Annotated in this window: 15 protein-coding genes; 11 read left to right on the forward strand and 4 right to left on the reverse strand. The window is 57.0% G+C overall.

Going from position 1 to position 15,507, the window contains the following annotated elements; translation table 11 throughout:
* Positions 1-52: 52 nt before the first annotated feature.
* Positions 53-373: a phosphate starvation-inducible protein PsiF gene (gene psiF, locus IB212_RS04835; RefSeq protein WP_041911105.1), complete on the forward strand. Its 321-nt coding sequence runs from the start codon at positions 53-55 to the stop codon at positions 371-373.
* Positions 374-475: 102 nt separating this feature from the next.
* Positions 476-1,579, forward strand: coding sequence for a diguanylate cyclase AdrA (gene adrA, locus IB212_RS04840; protein ID WP_041911104.1), 1,104 nt, complete (start codon positions 476-478; stop codon positions 1,577-1,579).
* A gap of 14 nt (positions 1,580-1,593) precedes the next feature.
* On the opposite strand, the gene proC is transcribed toward adrA, so the two are convergent.
* On the reverse strand, positions 1,594-2,403 hold the full coding sequence (proC, locus tag IB212_RS04845; protein ID WP_041911103.1) for a pyrroline-5-carboxylate reductase: 810 nt from the start codon (positions 2,401-2,403) through the stop codon (positions 1,594-1,596).
* Positions 2,404-2,500: 97 nt separating this feature from the next.
* Between proC and IB212_RS04850 the strand changes: the two genes are divergently transcribed.
* The 5 genes from IB212_RS04850 (at position 2,501) to ppnP (ending at position 5,138) form a co-directional block, all read left to right on the forward strand.
* A complete protein-coding gene (locus tag IB212_RS04850; RefSeq protein WP_010428006.1) occupies positions 2,501-2,959 on the forward strand; it encodes a YaiI/YqxD family protein in 459 nt (152 codons plus the stop codon).
* 144 nt (positions 2,960-3,103) lie between these two features.
* Positions 3,104-3,628, forward strand: coding sequence for a shikimate kinase AroL (gene aroL, locus IB212_RS04855; RefSeq protein ID WP_028012127.1), 525 nt, complete (start codon positions 3,104-3,106; stop codon positions 3,626-3,628).
* A gap of 44 nt (positions 3,629-3,672) precedes the next feature.
* Positions 3,673-3,864 (forward strand): protein YaiA, encoded by a 192-nt coding sequence (gene yaiA / locus IB212_RS04860; RefSeq protein ID WP_003859135.1) that lies wholly within the window; start codon positions 3,673-3,675, stop codon positions 3,862-3,864.
* 237 nt (positions 3,865-4,101) lie between these two features.
* On the forward strand, positions 4,102-4,779 hold the full coding sequence (locus IB212_RS04865) for an AroM family protein (RefSeq protein ID WP_028012129.1): 678 nt from the start codon (positions 4,102-4,104) through the stop codon (positions 4,777-4,779).
* A 71-nt stretch (positions 4,780-4,850) separates the two neighbouring features.
* On the forward strand, positions 4,851-5,138 hold the full coding sequence (gene ppnP, locus IB212_RS04870; protein WP_008503270.1) for a pyrimidine/purine nucleoside phosphorylase: 288 nt from the start codon (positions 4,851-4,853) through the stop codon (positions 5,136-5,138).
* A gap of 46 nt (positions 5,139-5,184) precedes the next feature.
* On the opposite strand, the gene rdgC is transcribed toward ppnP, so the two are convergent.
* Complete coding sequence (gene rdgC, locus IB212_RS04875) at positions 5,185-6,099, reverse strand: recombination-associated protein RdgC (protein WP_014882739.1); 915 nt, start codon at positions 6,097-6,099, stop codon at positions 5,185-5,187.
* Positions 6,100-6,222: 123 nt separating this feature from the next.
* On the opposite strand from rdgC, the gene mak reads away from it, so the two are divergent.
* A complete protein-coding gene (gene mak, locus IB212_RS04880) occupies positions 6,223-7,128 on the forward strand; it encodes a fructokinase (protein ID WP_041911102.1) in 906 nt (301 codons plus the stop codon).
* Between the two features lie 80 nt (positions 7,129-7,208).
* Here the strand turns inward: mak and sbcC are convergent, their stop codons facing one another.
* Both sbcC and sbcD read right to left on the reverse strand, forming a co-directional pair.
* Positions 7,209-10,340 carry an exonuclease subunit SbcC gene (sbcC, locus tag IB212_RS04885; protein WP_041911101.1) on the reverse strand — a complete coding sequence of 1,044 codons (3,132 nt, stop codon included), beginning with the start codon at positions 10,338-10,340 and terminating at the stop codon, positions 7,209-7,211.
* On the reverse strand, positions 10,337-11,542 hold the full coding sequence (sbcD, locus tag IB212_RS04890; protein ID WP_041911100.1) for an exonuclease subunit SbcD: 1,206 nt from the start codon (positions 11,540-11,542) through the stop codon (positions 10,337-10,339). Before sbcD ends, sbcC begins: the two co-directional genes overlap by 4 nt.
* 187 nt (positions 11,543-11,729) lie before the next feature.
* On the opposite strand from sbcD, the gene phoB reads away from it, so the two are divergent.
* The 3 genes from phoB (at position 11,730) to brnQ (ending at position 15,465) form a co-directional block, all read left to right on the forward strand.
* The gene (gene phoB / locus IB212_RS04895) at positions 11,730-12,419 is read left to right on the forward strand and encodes a phosphate response regulator transcription factor PhoB (RefSeq protein WP_008503265.1); all 690 of its coding nucleotides are present in this window, start codon (positions 11,730-11,732) and stop codon (positions 12,417-12,419) included.
* 21 nt (positions 12,420-12,440) lie between these two features.
* Complete coding sequence (gene phoR / locus IB212_RS04900; RefSeq protein ID WP_041911099.1) at positions 12,441-13,736, forward strand: phosphate regulon sensor histidine kinase PhoR; 1,296 nt, start codon at positions 12,441-12,443, stop codon at positions 13,734-13,736.
* A 409-nt stretch (positions 13,737-14,145) separates the two neighbouring features.
* A complete protein-coding gene (gene brnQ, locus IB212_RS04905) occupies positions 14,146-15,465 on the forward strand; it encodes a branched-chain amino acid transporter carrier protein BrnQ (RefSeq protein ID WP_028012134.1) in 1,320 nt (439 codons plus the stop codon).
* The last annotated feature ends 42 nt before the right edge of the window (positions 15,466-15,507 follow it).

Here is a 15,507-nt window from a genome sequence, read left to right on the forward strand (position 1 = left end):
TTTTCCTGTCACGAACCAGACTTACAGGGAATGTTCACAAAAGGATGGTGCAATGAAAACAACATTACTGGTTACTCTGCTCTCCGGCCTGTTCCTGATCTCCTCGGCGAACGCGGAAGAAAAAACATTAACGCCGCAACAGCAACGCATGACCACCTGTAATCAACAGGCGACGTCCCAGAGTCTGAAGGGGGATGCACGTAAAACCTACATGAGCGACTGCCTGAAAAACGGCGCCGCGAAACCCGGCGAAAAAAGCCTGACGCCGCAGCAGCAAAAAATGCGCGAGTGTAATGCGAAAGCAACCGAACAGTCCCTCAAGGGCGACGATCGCAGCAAGTTCATGAGTGCCTGCCTGAAGAAAAAAGTGTAGTTCTAACGGGTGAGCGGCTCCGGCGGCTCACCCGAAATTTCATACTTTCCCCGCAGATCCCCTCTCTATAATTTGGGAAAATGTTTCAGAATATTCCCAAAAATGATGAATGATGACATTTATTACTACAAAAAGCGCATTCGGGAAGAGTGGAGTTTAACCCTTTCTCAGGATGACCCTCACCGTACCGGCATCCAGTTTGCCAGGCGAGCCCGGCTGGCGCGCGTTGTCGGGCTGGCGGCGATGTTTGTCCCGGTGGCGGAAATTCTGGTCAGCCATTTTTTACCCGGCGGCTGGTGGTTGTTGCTGGTGGGGTGGGCATTCATCTGGCCGCACTTTGCCTGGCAGTTATCCTGCCGCGCCGCTTCACCTCATCAGCAGGAAATTTTTAACCTCAAGATGGATGCCGTTATCGCCGGGGTCTGGATCGGCGTGATGGGGATGTATGTATTACCCACAGCGGCGCTGGTGATGATGGTGGGGATGAATATGATGGGCTCTGGCGGCTGCCGCCTTTTTATCGCGGGGATCGTGCTCACCCTGCTTACTGCGCTGCTTACGTTACCGCTTGCTGGCAGATCGCAGCCCTTTAATCCCGGGGCGCTGGAGTGGGGCTTAACGCTTCCTGTCCTTATGCTTTATCCCATGCTGTTTGCCTGGCTTAGCCATCGAACGGCCGTCAGGCTGGCGGAACATAAGCGGCGGCTGGAAATGATGAGCACCCGTGACGGTATGACCGGGGTCTTTAACCGCCGACATTGGGAAATGCTGCTGCGCAATGAATTTGAGCACTGTCGCCGGAGCCACTGCACCGCCACGATATTGCTGATTGATATCGACCACTTTAAAAACATCAACGATACCTGGGGGCACGACGCAGGCGACAAGGCCATCGTGGCCATTACCCGCCAGCTTCAGATGTCGGTACGGTCAGGCGATGCGATAGGCCGGTTTGGCGGGGATGAGTTCGCGGTGATTATGTCCCAGACGGCCGCTGAAAGCGCCATCGCCGTCATGTCGCGGGTTCACGCGCGGCTGGAAACGCTGTCGTTACCCTGCGCGCCGAAGGAGCCTCTGCGCATCAGCGTGGGCGTGGCCCCCTGGGGGCCGCAGTTTGTGCACTATCGGGAATGGCTGAAGGCGGCAGATGTGGCGCTGTATAAGGCGAAAAATGCCGGGCGCGGCCGCACCGAAGTGGCCGCCTGACGCCCGGCCAGACATCAGGATTTACTCAGCTTCTCTGATTTTTCCATGCATTTTGCCATCGCTTCGATAACCGCAGAACGGAACCCGCGTTCTTCCAGCACCCGCACCGCTTCGATGGTGGTACCGGCCGGGGAGCAGACCATATCCTTCAGTTCACCCGGGTGTTTACCGGTCTCCAGCACCATTTTGGCGGAGCCCATCACAGCCTGCGCGGCGAATTTATACGCCTGCGCGCGCGGCATACCGCCAAGCACGGCGGCGTCCGCCATCGCTTCTAAAAACATGAAAACGTACGCGGGGGCTGAACCACTCACGCCGACCACTGGATGGATCATGGATTCTGCAATCACTTCCGCCTCGCCGAAGCAGCGGAAAATGTTTAGCACGTCCGCCACCTCTTCTGAAGTCACCAGCGCGTTAGGGGTGACGGAGGTCATACCGGCGTTGACCAGTGAGGGGGTATTCGGCATCGCGCGGACGATTTTACGATCGTGGCCCAGCGCGCGCGCCAGCTGATCGAGCGTCACGCCTGCGGCAATCGACACGACCAGCGTCTCTTTATTCAGGCTGGAGGTGATGTCGCTTAACACTTTGATCATGATGTTCGGCTTAACGGCACCAAAGACGATATCGGCAACCTGGGCCACCTCCTGCGCGCTTTCGGCGGCGTTGATCCCGTATTGATCGCGCAACGCGGCGACGTTATCCGGTGACGGCGTATAAACCCAAATCTGACCCGGCAGAACCTGCCCGCTGGCGATCAGGCCGCCCAGGATGGCTTTGCCCATGTTACCGCAGCCGATAAACCCGATTTTCTTGTCCATCATGATTCTCCGTCATTATGCGTTGTTTTCTCTGATTGATAGCTTAACAACGAAATGCAGGCGACAATAGTCGGCAGAGTCATTATGGGGAGACAACATGGCGATTTGGGTTGATGCGGACGCGTGTCCGAATGTGATTAAAGAGATTTTATTCCGCGCCGCCGAGCGCGTTCAGATGCCGCTGACGCTGGTAGCGAACCAGAATATTCGCGTCCCGCCTTCGCGGTTCATTCGCTCCCTCCGCGTGCCGGCCGGGTTCGACGTGGCAGATAATGAAATTGTTCGTCTGTGCAGCGCGGAAGATCTGGTCATCACCGCCGATATTCCGCTGGCGGCGGAAGTGCTGGAGAAAGGGGCGGCGGCGCTCAATCCTCGCGGCGAGCGTTATTCGCCTTCAACCATCCGGGAAAAACTCACTATGCGTGATTTTATGGATACGATGCGGGCCAGCGGCGTGCAGACCGGTGGACCGGACAGCCTGTCCCAGCGCGATCGCCAGCAGTTTGCTGCCGAACTGGATAAATGGCTGCTGGAAGTGAAGCGCCGTACGGCGTAATGATAATTATTGTCAATATGTGGTACAGTGTGGCCTCCACAGGGTTGTCATCCCGTACCGCTTTGCAGTAAAGTATTCGACACATCTTCTGCAATTATTTCTTTACACTCTTCAGCCATTCGGCATCAAGGGGAACACCTGGCTATGACCCAACCCATCTTTTTAGTTGGCCCCCGCGGCTGTGGGAAAACCACCGTTGGCGTGGAACTGGCACGCGCATGTCATCGTCAGTTTGTTGATACCGACCACTGGCTGCAGACCGAGGCCGGCAAAACCATCGCAGACATCGTGGAGCAAGAGGGATGGGAAAGCTTTCGCGCCCGCGAAACGGCCGCGCTGAAAGCGGTCACCACGCCGTCAGCCGTCATTGCGACGGGAGGCGGTATTGTTCTGGCCGAATGTAATCGTCACTTTATGCGCGAAAAAGGCATTGTGATCTATCTCTGCGCGCCGGTGGCGGCTCTGGTAGGGCGACTTGAAGCATTTCCTGAAGAGGGACAACGCCCGGCGCTGACGTCACGACCGCTCAGCGAAGAGGTGAGCGAAGTGCTGGCCGAGCGTGATGCCCTCTACCGTGAAGCGGCACACCATGTCGTGGATGCCTCTGCGGCCCCGGAAGATGTGGTAATTCAGATTATTACCGCCCTGCGTCTGGCGTGTGCCAGCTAACCGCCGTCTATACTGATAGCTCAGACATAAAAAAAGGATGAGCTATGCCAACCAGACCTCCCTATCCGCGCGAAGCACGTATTGTTACCGTTGAAAAAGGCAATGGCGACCAGACCGTCACCTGGTACCAGCTGCGTGCCGATCACCCCAAACCGGACTCGCTGATCAGTGAACATGAGACTGAACAGGAAGCGCTGGATGCCAAACGGCGCTACGAAGATCCCGAAAAGTCGTGAATGTTTTCCTAAACGCTCCAATACCGTGCCTGAATCACACTTTTTACTCATCGTAAATGTTAAGCAGGAGTTAATATTTAATTATTACAGGTAGCTCCGTTACCGGCAGGCGATCTTTACATTTCAGGGCAGAGATCGCCTGCTACGCTTGGTGCTGTTTTGTTGAAAAAACGAACTGTACAGCGTAGAGAGCCTGTACCTGTGTATACGTATTTGTAGTGATGGAAGGCGAAGAAGATGAAGGCAACGTTGGCGATCCTCACCATTGGTGTGGTCCCTGTAAGCGAAGTGTTACCGCTCTTAACCGAGCATGTATCTGAACAACAGATCACGCATCTCAGCCTGCTGGGTAAGATGAGCCGGGAAGAGGTCATGGAAGACTACGCTGTAGAGGCGGGGGAGGATCCCCTGGCGACGTTATTAAGCGACGGTAAACTGGCGCATGTTTCTCGGCAGAAAATAGAGCGTTCGCTGCAGGCAGTAATAGAAGTACTCGATAATCAGCAATATGACGTAATTTTGCTGATGAGCACCGCCCCCATTAAGGGGCTCATCGCGCGCAATGCGATTTTGCTTGAGCCGATGCGCATTATTCCTCCGCTGGTAGCCTCCATTGTTGACGGGCATCAGGTGGGGGTCATTGTGCCCATCGAGGAGCTTATGGACAACCAGGAAGCAAAGTGGCACGTGCTCGAAAAAACGCCCCTGTATGCGCTGGCAAACCCCTTCTGGGACAGCGAGGCTAAACTCATTGCTGCCGGGAAGGAGCTGCTGGAGAGAGGGGCGGATGTATTGATTCTGGACTGTCTTGGTTTTCACCAGCATCACCGGGATTTACTGCAAAAGGCGCTGGACGTGCCGGTGCTGTTATCCAACGTTCTAATGGCTCGCCTGGCCTCAGAACTTCTGACGTAATGATTTTGCGTGACAGGTGATGAGCATGGCCCCTATAGTGAATTTTTATCTCTGAATATAAGGGCCAGTTCATGCTTCAAAGTAACGAATACTTTTCCGGTAAAGTGAAATCCATCGGTTTTACCAGCAGCAGCACTGGCCGCGCCAGTGTGGGCGTTATGGCTGAAGGGGAATACACCTTTGGCACGGCGGAAGCGGAAGAGATGACGGTGGTCAGCGGCGCGCTGAACGTCTTACTGCCGGGTGAAACGGAATGGAAAGTTTACGCTGCCGGACAAGTTTTCAACGTCCCTGGCCACAGCGAATTTCATTTGCAGGTCGCTGAACCGACCTCTTATCTGTGCCGCTACCTGAAATAATCGTCTTTCCTCTCCCCTTTGGGGAGAGGATCAGGGTGAGGGGAAATTATCTCTGCGCTTCGCCGCCGAGACCTTCCACCAGATTCTGAATTAACGCGGCCAGTTCGCCGGTCATCAGGATAAAGTCCGCGTCAAAGCGCTGGGCGTAATCTTCCCGGTCGATATCTTCGTTTTGATCGCGCAGCTCGTCGCAGAACTTCAGACGCTTCACGGAACCGTCGTCGCACATCACGAACTGAATGCGCTGCTGCCAGTCGAGCGCCAGTTTGGTGACCACTTTGCCCGCTTCAATGTGTACGGCGATCTCGTCGCTCACCAGATCCTGCTTTTTCGCGCGGATCACGCCGCCATCTTCCAGCAGGGCTTTCAGCTCGGCTTCGTCCAGGATCTGGAAACCTTGCGCCGCGGTACCGCTGCGGACCCACTCGGTCAGGGTCAGCTCAATCGGGGTTTCCAGCGCCAGCGGTACGACCGGTAAAGAGCCGATGCTTTTACGCAGCAGGGCCAGCGTATCTTCCGCTTTTTTGGCGCTGGCGCAGTCCACCATGATCAGCCCGTTAACGGTATCGATCCACATCATCGTCTGGCTGAAGCGGCTGAAGGCGCGCGGCAGCAGAGAGTGCAGCACTTCATCTTTCAGCGAATCTTTTTCGGTTTTTTTCAGCTTGCGGCCCTGCTCGGCTTCCAGCTTGAAAATTTTTGCTTCAAGCGCCTGCTTAACCACCGGCGTGGGCAGAATTTTCTCTTCTTTGCGGGCGCAGACGATGATTTGACCCGTGCTGCTGGCGTGGGTCAGTGCATCGCTTTGTGAACCCATTGGCGGAACCCAACCGGTTTTCGCCATATCCTGGCTACCGCAAGGGGAAAAGCTATAAGCGGCTAACTGTTTTTCCATCTCTTCTGCGCGCAGCGAAACGTCGCGGCTGAGACGGTAAACCATCAAATTTTTGAACCACAGCATGATAATTTCCACGGCCTTGTCGTTAAATCAGCGGGCATGATAACGAATTGTCGCATCGCTTGCATTGCTAATCGGGAAGCGTGCTTCTACTCTGTTGATAATCAAAATAATGAGGAGAGTCTTGTGCGTATTGGGATTGATTTGGGCGGCACCAAAACAGAAGTCATCGCATTAAGCGAGCAGGGGGAACAGCTGTTCCGCCACCGTCTGCCGACGCCGCGCGATGATTATCACCAGACGATCGAGACGATTGCCCGGCTGGTTGATATGGCCGAGCAGGCGACGGGCGAGAGGGGCACGGTCGGGATGGGAATCCCCGGCTCCATTTCGCCTTATACGGGTGTGGTGAAAAACGCCAACTCTACCTGGCTCAACGGTCAGCCGTTTGATAAGGATTTGAGCCAGCGTCTGAACCGGGAAGTGCGCCTGGCGAATGACGCTAACTGCCTGGCGGTCTCAGAGGCCGTTGATGGTGCAGCCGCAGGAGCGCAGACCGTGTTTGCGGTGATTATCGGTACCGGCTGCGGCGCGGGCGTGGCCTTTGGCGGACGTTCACATATCGGCGGCAACGGCACGGCGGGTGAGTGGGGGCACAACCCGCTGCCGTGGATGGATGAAGATGAACTCAAATACCGCGCCGAGGTGCCGTGCTACTGCGGCAAGCAGGGCTGTATCGAGACCTTTATCTCCGGCACCGGTTTTGCGACCGACTACCACCGCCTGAGCGGCCAGCCCCTCAAGGGGAACGAGATTATGCGTTTGGTGGAAGAACAGGATCCGGTGGCCGAACTGGCGCTCAGCCGCTACGAAATGCGTCTGGCGAAATCGCTGGCGCACGTAGTGAACATTCTCGATCCGGACGTGATTGTGCTCGGCGGTGGCATGAGCAACGTTGACCGGCTGTACGCCACGGTACCAAATCTGGTGAAACAGTGGGTCTTCGGCGGCGAGTGCGAAACCCCGATCCGCAAAGCCGTCCACGGCGACTCCAGCGGCGTGCGCGGCGCGGCGTGGTTATGGCCGCAATAAACGCAAAACGGCAACTTGCGTTGCCGTTTTTGATGTTTAGAGGGCCAGGGAGAGGGCACCAGACCGAATCGACCCAACACTCACCCCACCGCAAACTCCCTGTCCAGCCTGCTATACCCCAGTCCGTTGATCTTCTTCACCTTGATCTGCACCGGAATGCGCTCTTTCATCGCCTCGACGTGGCTAATCACCCCGATGGTTTTCCCGGTGGCGTTCAGCGCGTCGAGCGCATCCAGCGCGGTATCCAGCGTTTCACTGTCGAGCGTGCCGAATCCCTCATCCAGGAACAGGGAATCAATCCGCGTTTTGTGACTGACCAGGTCAGAAAGCGCTAACGCCAGCGCAAGGCTGACCAGGAAGCTCTCGCCGCCGGAGAGCGTGCGCGTATCACGCACCGCATCGGCCTGCCAGGTGTCGACCACTTCCAGCTCCAGCGCCTCGCTGGCCTTACGCTGTAGGAGATAACGGCCGTGCAGGCGGTTAAGCTGCTGGTTTGCGAGCCAGACCAGATTATCCAGCGTCAGCCCCTGAGCGAACTTGCGGAATTTGTCGCCGGAGCTGGAGCCGATCAGCGCGTTGAGATAGCCCCAGTCGTCGGCCTGGCGCGCGGCCTCTTCAATTTGCAGCATTAACGCCTGCTGATGCTGGCGGTTATCGCTGTCCTGCTTAAGCTGCTGGCGGATCTCGCCCTGATGCGTGGTGTTCTCACGAAGCCGTTGCGCCAGCTGCTGCAGCTGGCTTTGCAGGGTAGACGCATCCGCGTCAAGTTCTTCCGGGCGCAGCGCAAGGTGCGCCTGCAGCTGCTGATTAGCCTGGCCGGAAAGGGCCGCGGCCTGCTGTATCTGGTTTTCCAGCGACTGTTTCAACTGTTCGAGGCGGCGAATAGTATCGTCATCCAGCAGCGCGGCAAGGAACGCGTCCCGATCGGCAAAACAGCTTGCGGAGAGCGCCGCGGTGAACTGCGTCTGCGATTGCTGCAGGCGCTCGCGCTCCAGCGCCTCCTGCTGCTGCAGGGCGGCGAGCTGGCTTTGCAGCGACACGCATTCATTGTGGATGTCGCGCCAGTCATCAGGAATGGCCGGTTCAGCCTCTTCACCGTGTGTTGCCGGAAGCGTGTCGAGCAGCGGCTTCAGCGCGCTCACGCGTTCCTGAAGCACGCCGTGCTGCGTTTGCTTCTCCTGCCAGTGGGCAAATTCCGCTTCGCGGACGTGCAGCCAGTCGGCTTCATTGCCCTCTTCGGGAACGCTAAGCGAGAGCGCGAGCAGAGTATGTTCCAGCGCCTGGCGCGTTGCCGTGCGCTGCTGCTGATACTGGCGTTCCTGCGCTTCCTGCTCGTTCAGCTGGTTTTGCAGGTTCAGACGCTGGCTGAGCTGGTAAAGCTGGCGCTCGTAGTGTTCCTGCTCGTTCATCCATGGCGCGATATCCTCCTGAATATTCAATGCGATATTCAAAGACGCGCACGCCTCCAGCCACGCTTTAGTGAGTGCTTGCTCTTCCTGAGAAAGCGTCTGCGCTTCGTCTGTCTCACGCTGGATCTGTTGAGCCAGAGCATTAACCTGTCCCAGCACCAGCAGGCCTTCCTCCTTAAGCGCGGCGACCTCTTTTTCGAGTACATCACGGCGACGCTGGTTATCCGTCAGCTCAAGCGACCGGTAGGTCTCCACGGCAGGATGCTCGTGGGAGCCGCACAGCGGGCAGGGTTTGCCTGCCTCAAGCCGTGAGCGATAGCTTTCCAGATTTTTAATCGTCGCTTCACGTTCGCAAAGGGCTTTCAGGTCCAGATAGTGCTGGTGTTTCTCTTTGTACTGCTGGCGGCGCAGCGCCAGGGTTTCATTGAGCTTGCTCTGCTCCGCCTGGGCTTTCTGCACGCTTTCACCATTCTGGCTCAGGCGCTTTTGCAGCGGCTGATAGCGGGCATGCAGCGACGTCAGCTGCTGGCGCAGCGTGCGGGACCGGGACTGCTGCTCCATGGCCGCGCAGACCTCATCCGCCGTCAGCGTCAGCGTATTTTCCGGCATCTCAGCCAGCTTCTGACGTAGCTCAGTCATCCGCGCAGCAAGCGCGACGAGCTGACTTTTGTCACGGTTTAGCTGTGAGAACTGGGCGCGCCAGCCGGCAATTTCCTGGCCCAGCAGGCGATAACGCTCATTCTCCGCCAGCCACTGTCCCAGCGCCGTCAGTTCGGCCTGTAGCCGCTCATGGGTACGCAGGGCGGTATTGCGGATCCGCGCGCGCAGTGCAGTTTTGGTCTGTAAGCGAGTATTTACTTCGTTAATTCGCTGCTGGGTTTGCGTCAGACGTGCGGTTTGCTCCTGCTGATGCTCCCAGAGCGGACGAAGCTGGGCGGCGGGCTGGGCAAGCTGGAGTTTTGCCAGTTCCGGCGCCGCGTTCGCCTGCGCCTGTTGCGCCTGCTGCTGCAGGGCGGTAACGCGCTGCTGCTCCCGCACGAGCTCGTCATGACGCGTAATCCATTGAAAATGTTTCTGTTGGTTTTGCTGCTGTTCCAGCAGGGTTTTCTCTTCGTCAGTAAGTGCCTGCAAACTTTGCTGCAACTGCTGCTGTTGTTCTTCACTGAGCAGCACGACGCCCGCCGCCTGCGCCTCGCACTTTTCAAGCTCGCTGCGGGCGGCTTTGTGTTTCTCAAACACCATGGCGGAAATCTGACCGTAGATTTCGGTGCCGGTGAGTTCTTCCAGCAGTTCTGCGCGGTCGGCAGGTTTGGCATTCAGGAAGGCGGCAAATTGCCCCTGCGAGAGCAGCATTGAGCGGGTAAAACGGCCGTAGTCCAGCCCGGTGAGCGCCGCGGTTTGCTCCAGTTTATCCGACACCTTATCGGCCAGAATCTTGCCATCCTCGCAGCGGGCCAGCTCCACGCGCGGTGCCTGCAAATTCCCGTCCGGCTGGTTGCGCGCCCGGTTCTGGCTCCAGAATGCGCGATAGGCAACGCCTTTCACCTCAAACTCCACTTCCGCCAGGCACTCGGCGGTATCGCGCGTCATCAGATCGTTTTGCGCCTGAGAGACCTTATTCAGGCGCGGGGTTTCGTGGTAGAGCGCCAGGCAGATGGCATCGAGCAGGGTGGTTTTACCTGCGCCGGTTGCGCCAGTGATGGCAAACAGGCCGTTGCTGGCAAAAGGCTCCGTGGTGAAGTCAATTTTCCACTCGCCCTTGAGGGAGTTGAGATTTTTCAGGCGCAGGCTCAGAATTTTCATGCGTTTTCTTCCTCGTCATTGAGGGCGTGCAGAGTATGGCTGAACAGCTCGTTGAGCCTGACGCGCCTCGCATCATCGAGCTCTTCCTGCGACAGTCGGCGCTCGAATACCTCTTCTACGCGCAATTCGCTAAGCGTTTCGCGCTGGGCGCCGAGCAGAATTTTCTCGCGCTGCTCGCGGCTGCGGCGCACCAGCAGCACCTCAACCGGCAACTCTTCGGTCAGCGCCTGAATTTTCCGCTGCATATCGTGCAGGTAGTCATCTGTGGTGATTTCAATATCCAGCCAGACGGGCGGGTTAAGCTCAGCGCCGCGCCACTGCTCAAGCTGGGCGGTGATGGCAGCCAGATCGCCCTTCAGCACCGCCAGCGGCTGGGTGACCGGCACTTCCAGCGTCTCGACGGCGCTGAGTTTGCCCTCATCAAAGCTCACCAGATGCACGGATTTGGCTTTTCCGGTTTCATCGAAGCTGAGCGAAATAGGGGAGCCACAGTAGCGGATATGCTCGCAGCCGCCGATGACCTGGGCGCGGTGAATGTGCCCGAGCGCGATGTAGTCCGCGGGCGGGAAGTTTTGCGCCGGAAAGGCGTCCAGCGTACCGATATAGATCTCGCGGACCGCGTCACTTTTGCTGGCCCCGACGGTGGTGAGGTGCCCGGTGGCAATGACCGGAATGGCCTGTTCACCGCGCAGGGCACAGGCTTCCGCGTGCTGCTGGTGATAGTAGTCGGTGATGGCCTGCAATAAATGCCGCTGCTTTTCCGCGCCCGACAGTCCCGCCTGGCTTTGCACGATGTCGCGCGGACGTAAAAAGGGAATCGGACACAGTACCGCGCCCGGCGACCCGTCGCGTTTTTTCAGGATCTGCGGGGCGTGCCCTGCGCTGGCGACGACGGTGGTATTGAGAAACGCCAGGATGTCGCGGGATTCGTTAAGCGTCGCGACGGAATCATGGTTGCCGGCGACAATCACCAGATGACAGCCGGTTTGCTGCAGATTCACCACGAAGCGGTTGTACAGCTCACGCGCATAGCTCGGCGGCGAGCCGGTATCAAAAATATCTCCCGCCACGATAATCGCGTCCACCTCATGCGTCCGGGCCGTTTCCAGCAGCCAGTTCAGGAACGCTTCATGTTCAGCCGCACGGCTTTTGCTGTAAAAATTTTGACCCAGATGCCAGTCCGAGGTGTGAAGTATGCGCATAGCTGATCCGTGGCAAAAAAGAGAAAGCAGGATTATAAACGTTCAGAGAAGGGAAAATAACCGCTGTAATAAAACAACAGTTTGCCATTTATAGTGGTACTGTTTTTCATAAATCTGTCATAAATCTGACGCATAATGGCGCCGCATTACAAACTTGTAACTTAAATAAGATAAGACAGGGCAAAGTATGGCGAGACGTATTCTGGTCGTAGAAGATGAAGCTCCAATTCGTGAAATGGTGTGCTTCGTGCTCGAACAAAATGGCTTCCAGCCGGTTGAAGCGGAAGATTATGACAGCGCGGTGAACCAGCTGAATGAACCCTGGCCCGATCTGATTCTGCTTGACTGGATGTTGCCCGGCGGCTCCGGACTGCAGTTTATCAAACATCTGAAGCGTGAAGCGCTGACCCGCGACATCCCGGTGGTGATGCTCACGGCGCGCGGAGAGGAAGAGGATCGCGTGCGCGGTCTGGAGACCGGCGCGGACGATTACATTACCAAGCCTTTCTCCCCGAAAGAGCTGGTTGCCCGCATTAAGGCCGTCATGCGCCGTATTTCCCCGATGGCGGTCGAAGAGGTGATCGAGATGCAGGGCCTCAGCCTTGACCCAACGTCACACCGCGTGATGACCGGCGAAAATCCCCTCGACATGGGGCCTACCGAATTTAAACTCCTGCACTTCTTTATGACCCATCCGGAACGCGTTTACAGCCGCGAGCAGTTGCTGAATAACGTCTGGGGAACTAACGTGTATGTCGAAGACCGGACGGTTGACGTACATATTCGCCGCCTGCGAAAAGCGCTGGAACTGAGCGGTCACGATCGCATGGTACAGACGGTCCGCGGTACGGGTTATCGTTTCTCGACCCGTTTCTGAATAATGACAGGAGTGTGACGCGTGCTGGAACGTCTGTCATGGAAAAGGCTCGTCTTTGAACTGATCTTATGCTGTATTCCGGCCCTTCTTCTGGGGGCCTTACTTGGACATCTGCCGTGGTTTCTGCTGGTGGCGGTCACCGGGCTCTTAGCCTGGCATTTCTGGAACCTGCTGCGTCTCTCCTGGTGGCTGTGGGTGGACCGCAGTATGACCCCGCCGCCGGGAAGCGGCAGCTGGGAGCCGCTGCTGTACGGCCTGCACCAGATGCAGATGCGTAATAAAAAGCGTCGCCGCGAGCTGGGAAGCCTGATCAAACGCTTTCGCAGCGGCGCAGAGTCGCTGCCGGATGCGGTGATCCTGACGACAGAAGAAGGAACTATTTTCTGGTGTAACGGGCTTGCGCAACAGCTGCTGGGCCTGCGCTGGCCGGACGACAATGGTCAGAACATCCTTAACCTTCTGCGTTATCCCGAGTTCACGCTGTATCTGAAAAAGCGTGATTTCACCCGTCCCCACAATCTGAAGCTGAATAACGGTCGCCATCTGGAAATCCGCGTGATGCCCTACAGCGATCGCCAGTGGCTGATGGTGGCGCGCGACGTGACCCAGATGCATCAGCTGGAAGGGGCGCGTCGTAACTTCTTCGCCAACGTCAGCCATGAGCTGCGAACCCCGTTGACCGTGCTGCAGGGCTACCTGGAGATGATGCAGGAGCAAACCCTGGAAGGCGCGCCGCGTGAAAAAGCGCTGCATACGATGCGCGAGCAAACGCACCGTATGGAAGGGCTGGTGAAGCAGCTGCTGACGCTGTCAAAGATTGAAGCGGCGCCTTCTCTTGCGCTGAATGACACCATTGATGTGCCAATGATGCTGCGCGTCGTCGAGCGTGAAGCGCAGACGTTAAGCCATAAAAAACATCAGCTGACCTTTGACGTCGACAACACGCTGAAGGTGCTGGGCAGCGAGGATGAACTGCGTAGCGCCATCTCCAACCTGGTGTACAACGCGGTAAACCATACGCCGGAAGGAACGGATATCGTGGTGCGCTGGCAGCATACGCCGGCAGGCGCCGAGTTTAGCGTTGAGGATAACGGGCCGGGGATCGCCCCGGAGCATATTCCGCGCCTGACCGAGCGCTTCTACCGGGTGGATAAAGCGCGATCGCGGCAGACGGGCGGAAGCGGCTTGGGGCTGGCGATTGTGAAACACGCGGTGAATCACCATGAAAGCCGTCTTGATATCCAGAGTACCCTGGGTAAGGGAACCCGCTTTAGTTTCGTTATCCCGGAACGATTAATTGCCAAAAAGAGCGCCTGACGGCAGGCGTGTCATTTTACCTTTCCATGGGTCAGCCATCGCTGGCCCGTTTGCTTTGCAGTCAAGCGAAACGCGTGTGAATTTTATACGGCTGGCTGTTTTTTGTTCGCATGATTAGCCATGGGTTTTTCCTATAATTAGCGCATTGTTCTGGTGCGCGTTTTCATACTGGCATATTGTTCTGGTTTTGCGATCCCTCCTTGCCTTTAAACGTTATAAGCGTTTAAATTGCCCCCCAGATACTGTCAGACCGACTGTATTTGCGTGGTAAATCGAAAAACTATTCTTCTCCACGCCAGGACGGGAGCATTTCCCGCTAAAATTGAGCAAATTTTCGGCTGTATCGTCCCGTCAGGGACAGCGAAAATCTCAATGTTTTCAACACCACATCCACAGGCAGTAAGGTTTTATGACCCATCACTTAAAATCGCGTGACATCATCGCGCTGGGCTTTATGACATTTGCGCTGTTCGTTGGCGCAGGCAACATCATTTTCCCTCCAATGGTTGGCTTACAGGCGGGTGAACACGTCTGGACAGCCGCGTTCGGTTTCCTGATTACTGCCGTGGGCCTGCCGGTACTGACCGTTATCGCACTGGCGAAAGTCGGTGGCGGCGTGGATAGCCTTAGCACCCCGATTGGCAAAGTGGCTGGCGTTCTGCTGGCTACCGTCTGCTATCTGGCCGTTGGTCCGCTGTTTGCCACTCCGCGTACCGCGACTGTTTCCTTCGAAGTGGGCATCGCCCCGCTGACCGGCGACGGCGCGATGCCGCTGTTCATCTACAGCCTGATTTATTTCGCCATCGTGATTCTGGTTTCCCTCTATCCGGGTAAGCTGCTGGACACGGTAGGTAACTTCCTGGCGCCGCTGAAAATTGTAGCGCTGATCGTGCTGGCCGTGGCGGCCATCATCTGGCCAGCCGGCCCGATTAGCGACGCGATGGATGCCTATAAAAACGCCGCGTTCTCTAACGGCTTTGTGAACGGCTACCTGACGATGGATACGCTGGGCGCGATGGTGTTTGGTATCGTTATCGTTAACGCCGCGCGTTCCCGCGGCGTGACCGAAGCGCGTTTGCTGACCCGTTATACCATCTGGGCTGGCCTGATGGCCGGTGTGGGCCTGACGCTGCTGTATCTGGCGCTGTTCCGCCTGGGCTCTGACAGCGCGATGCTGGTTGATCAGAACGCGAACGGTGCGGCTATCCTGCACGCTTACGTTCAGCACACCTTCGGTGGGGCGGGCAGCATGCTGCTGGCGGCGCTGATCTTCCTGGCGTGTCTGGTAACCGCGGTTGGCCTGACCTGCGCCTGCGCAGAGTTCTTTGCGCAGTATCTGCCGCTCTCTTACCGTACCCTGGTGTTTATCCTCGGTATCTTCTCGATGGCGGTGTCTAACCTCGGTCTGAGCCACCTGATTCAGGTCTCTATTCCGGTGCTGACGGCGATCTATCCGCCGTGCATCGTGCTGGTGGTGCTGAGCTTCACCCGTCCGTGGTGGCATAACTCCTCACGAATTATTGCGCCAGCCATGTTTATCAGCCTGATTTTTGGTATCCTTGACGGGATTAAAGCATCAGCGTTCGCTGAAATTCTGCCAGCCTGGACACAGCGTCTGCCGCTGTCCGAGCAGGGCCTGGCCTGGCTGATGCCTACCGTTGTTGCACTGGTTCTGGCGGTTATCTGGGACCGTGCTGCAGGGCGTCAGGTTACATCGAACGCTCATTAATCAACGGCAACAAACTGTTTAACCACGGGGCTTAAGGCCCCG

Origin of the sequence: Enterobacter sp. E12 (assembly GCF_014596715.2) — a bacterium.
Taxonomy (GTDB): Bacteria; Pseudomonadota; Gammaproteobacteria; order Enterobacterales; family Enterobacteriaceae; genus Enterobacter; species Enterobacter bugandensis.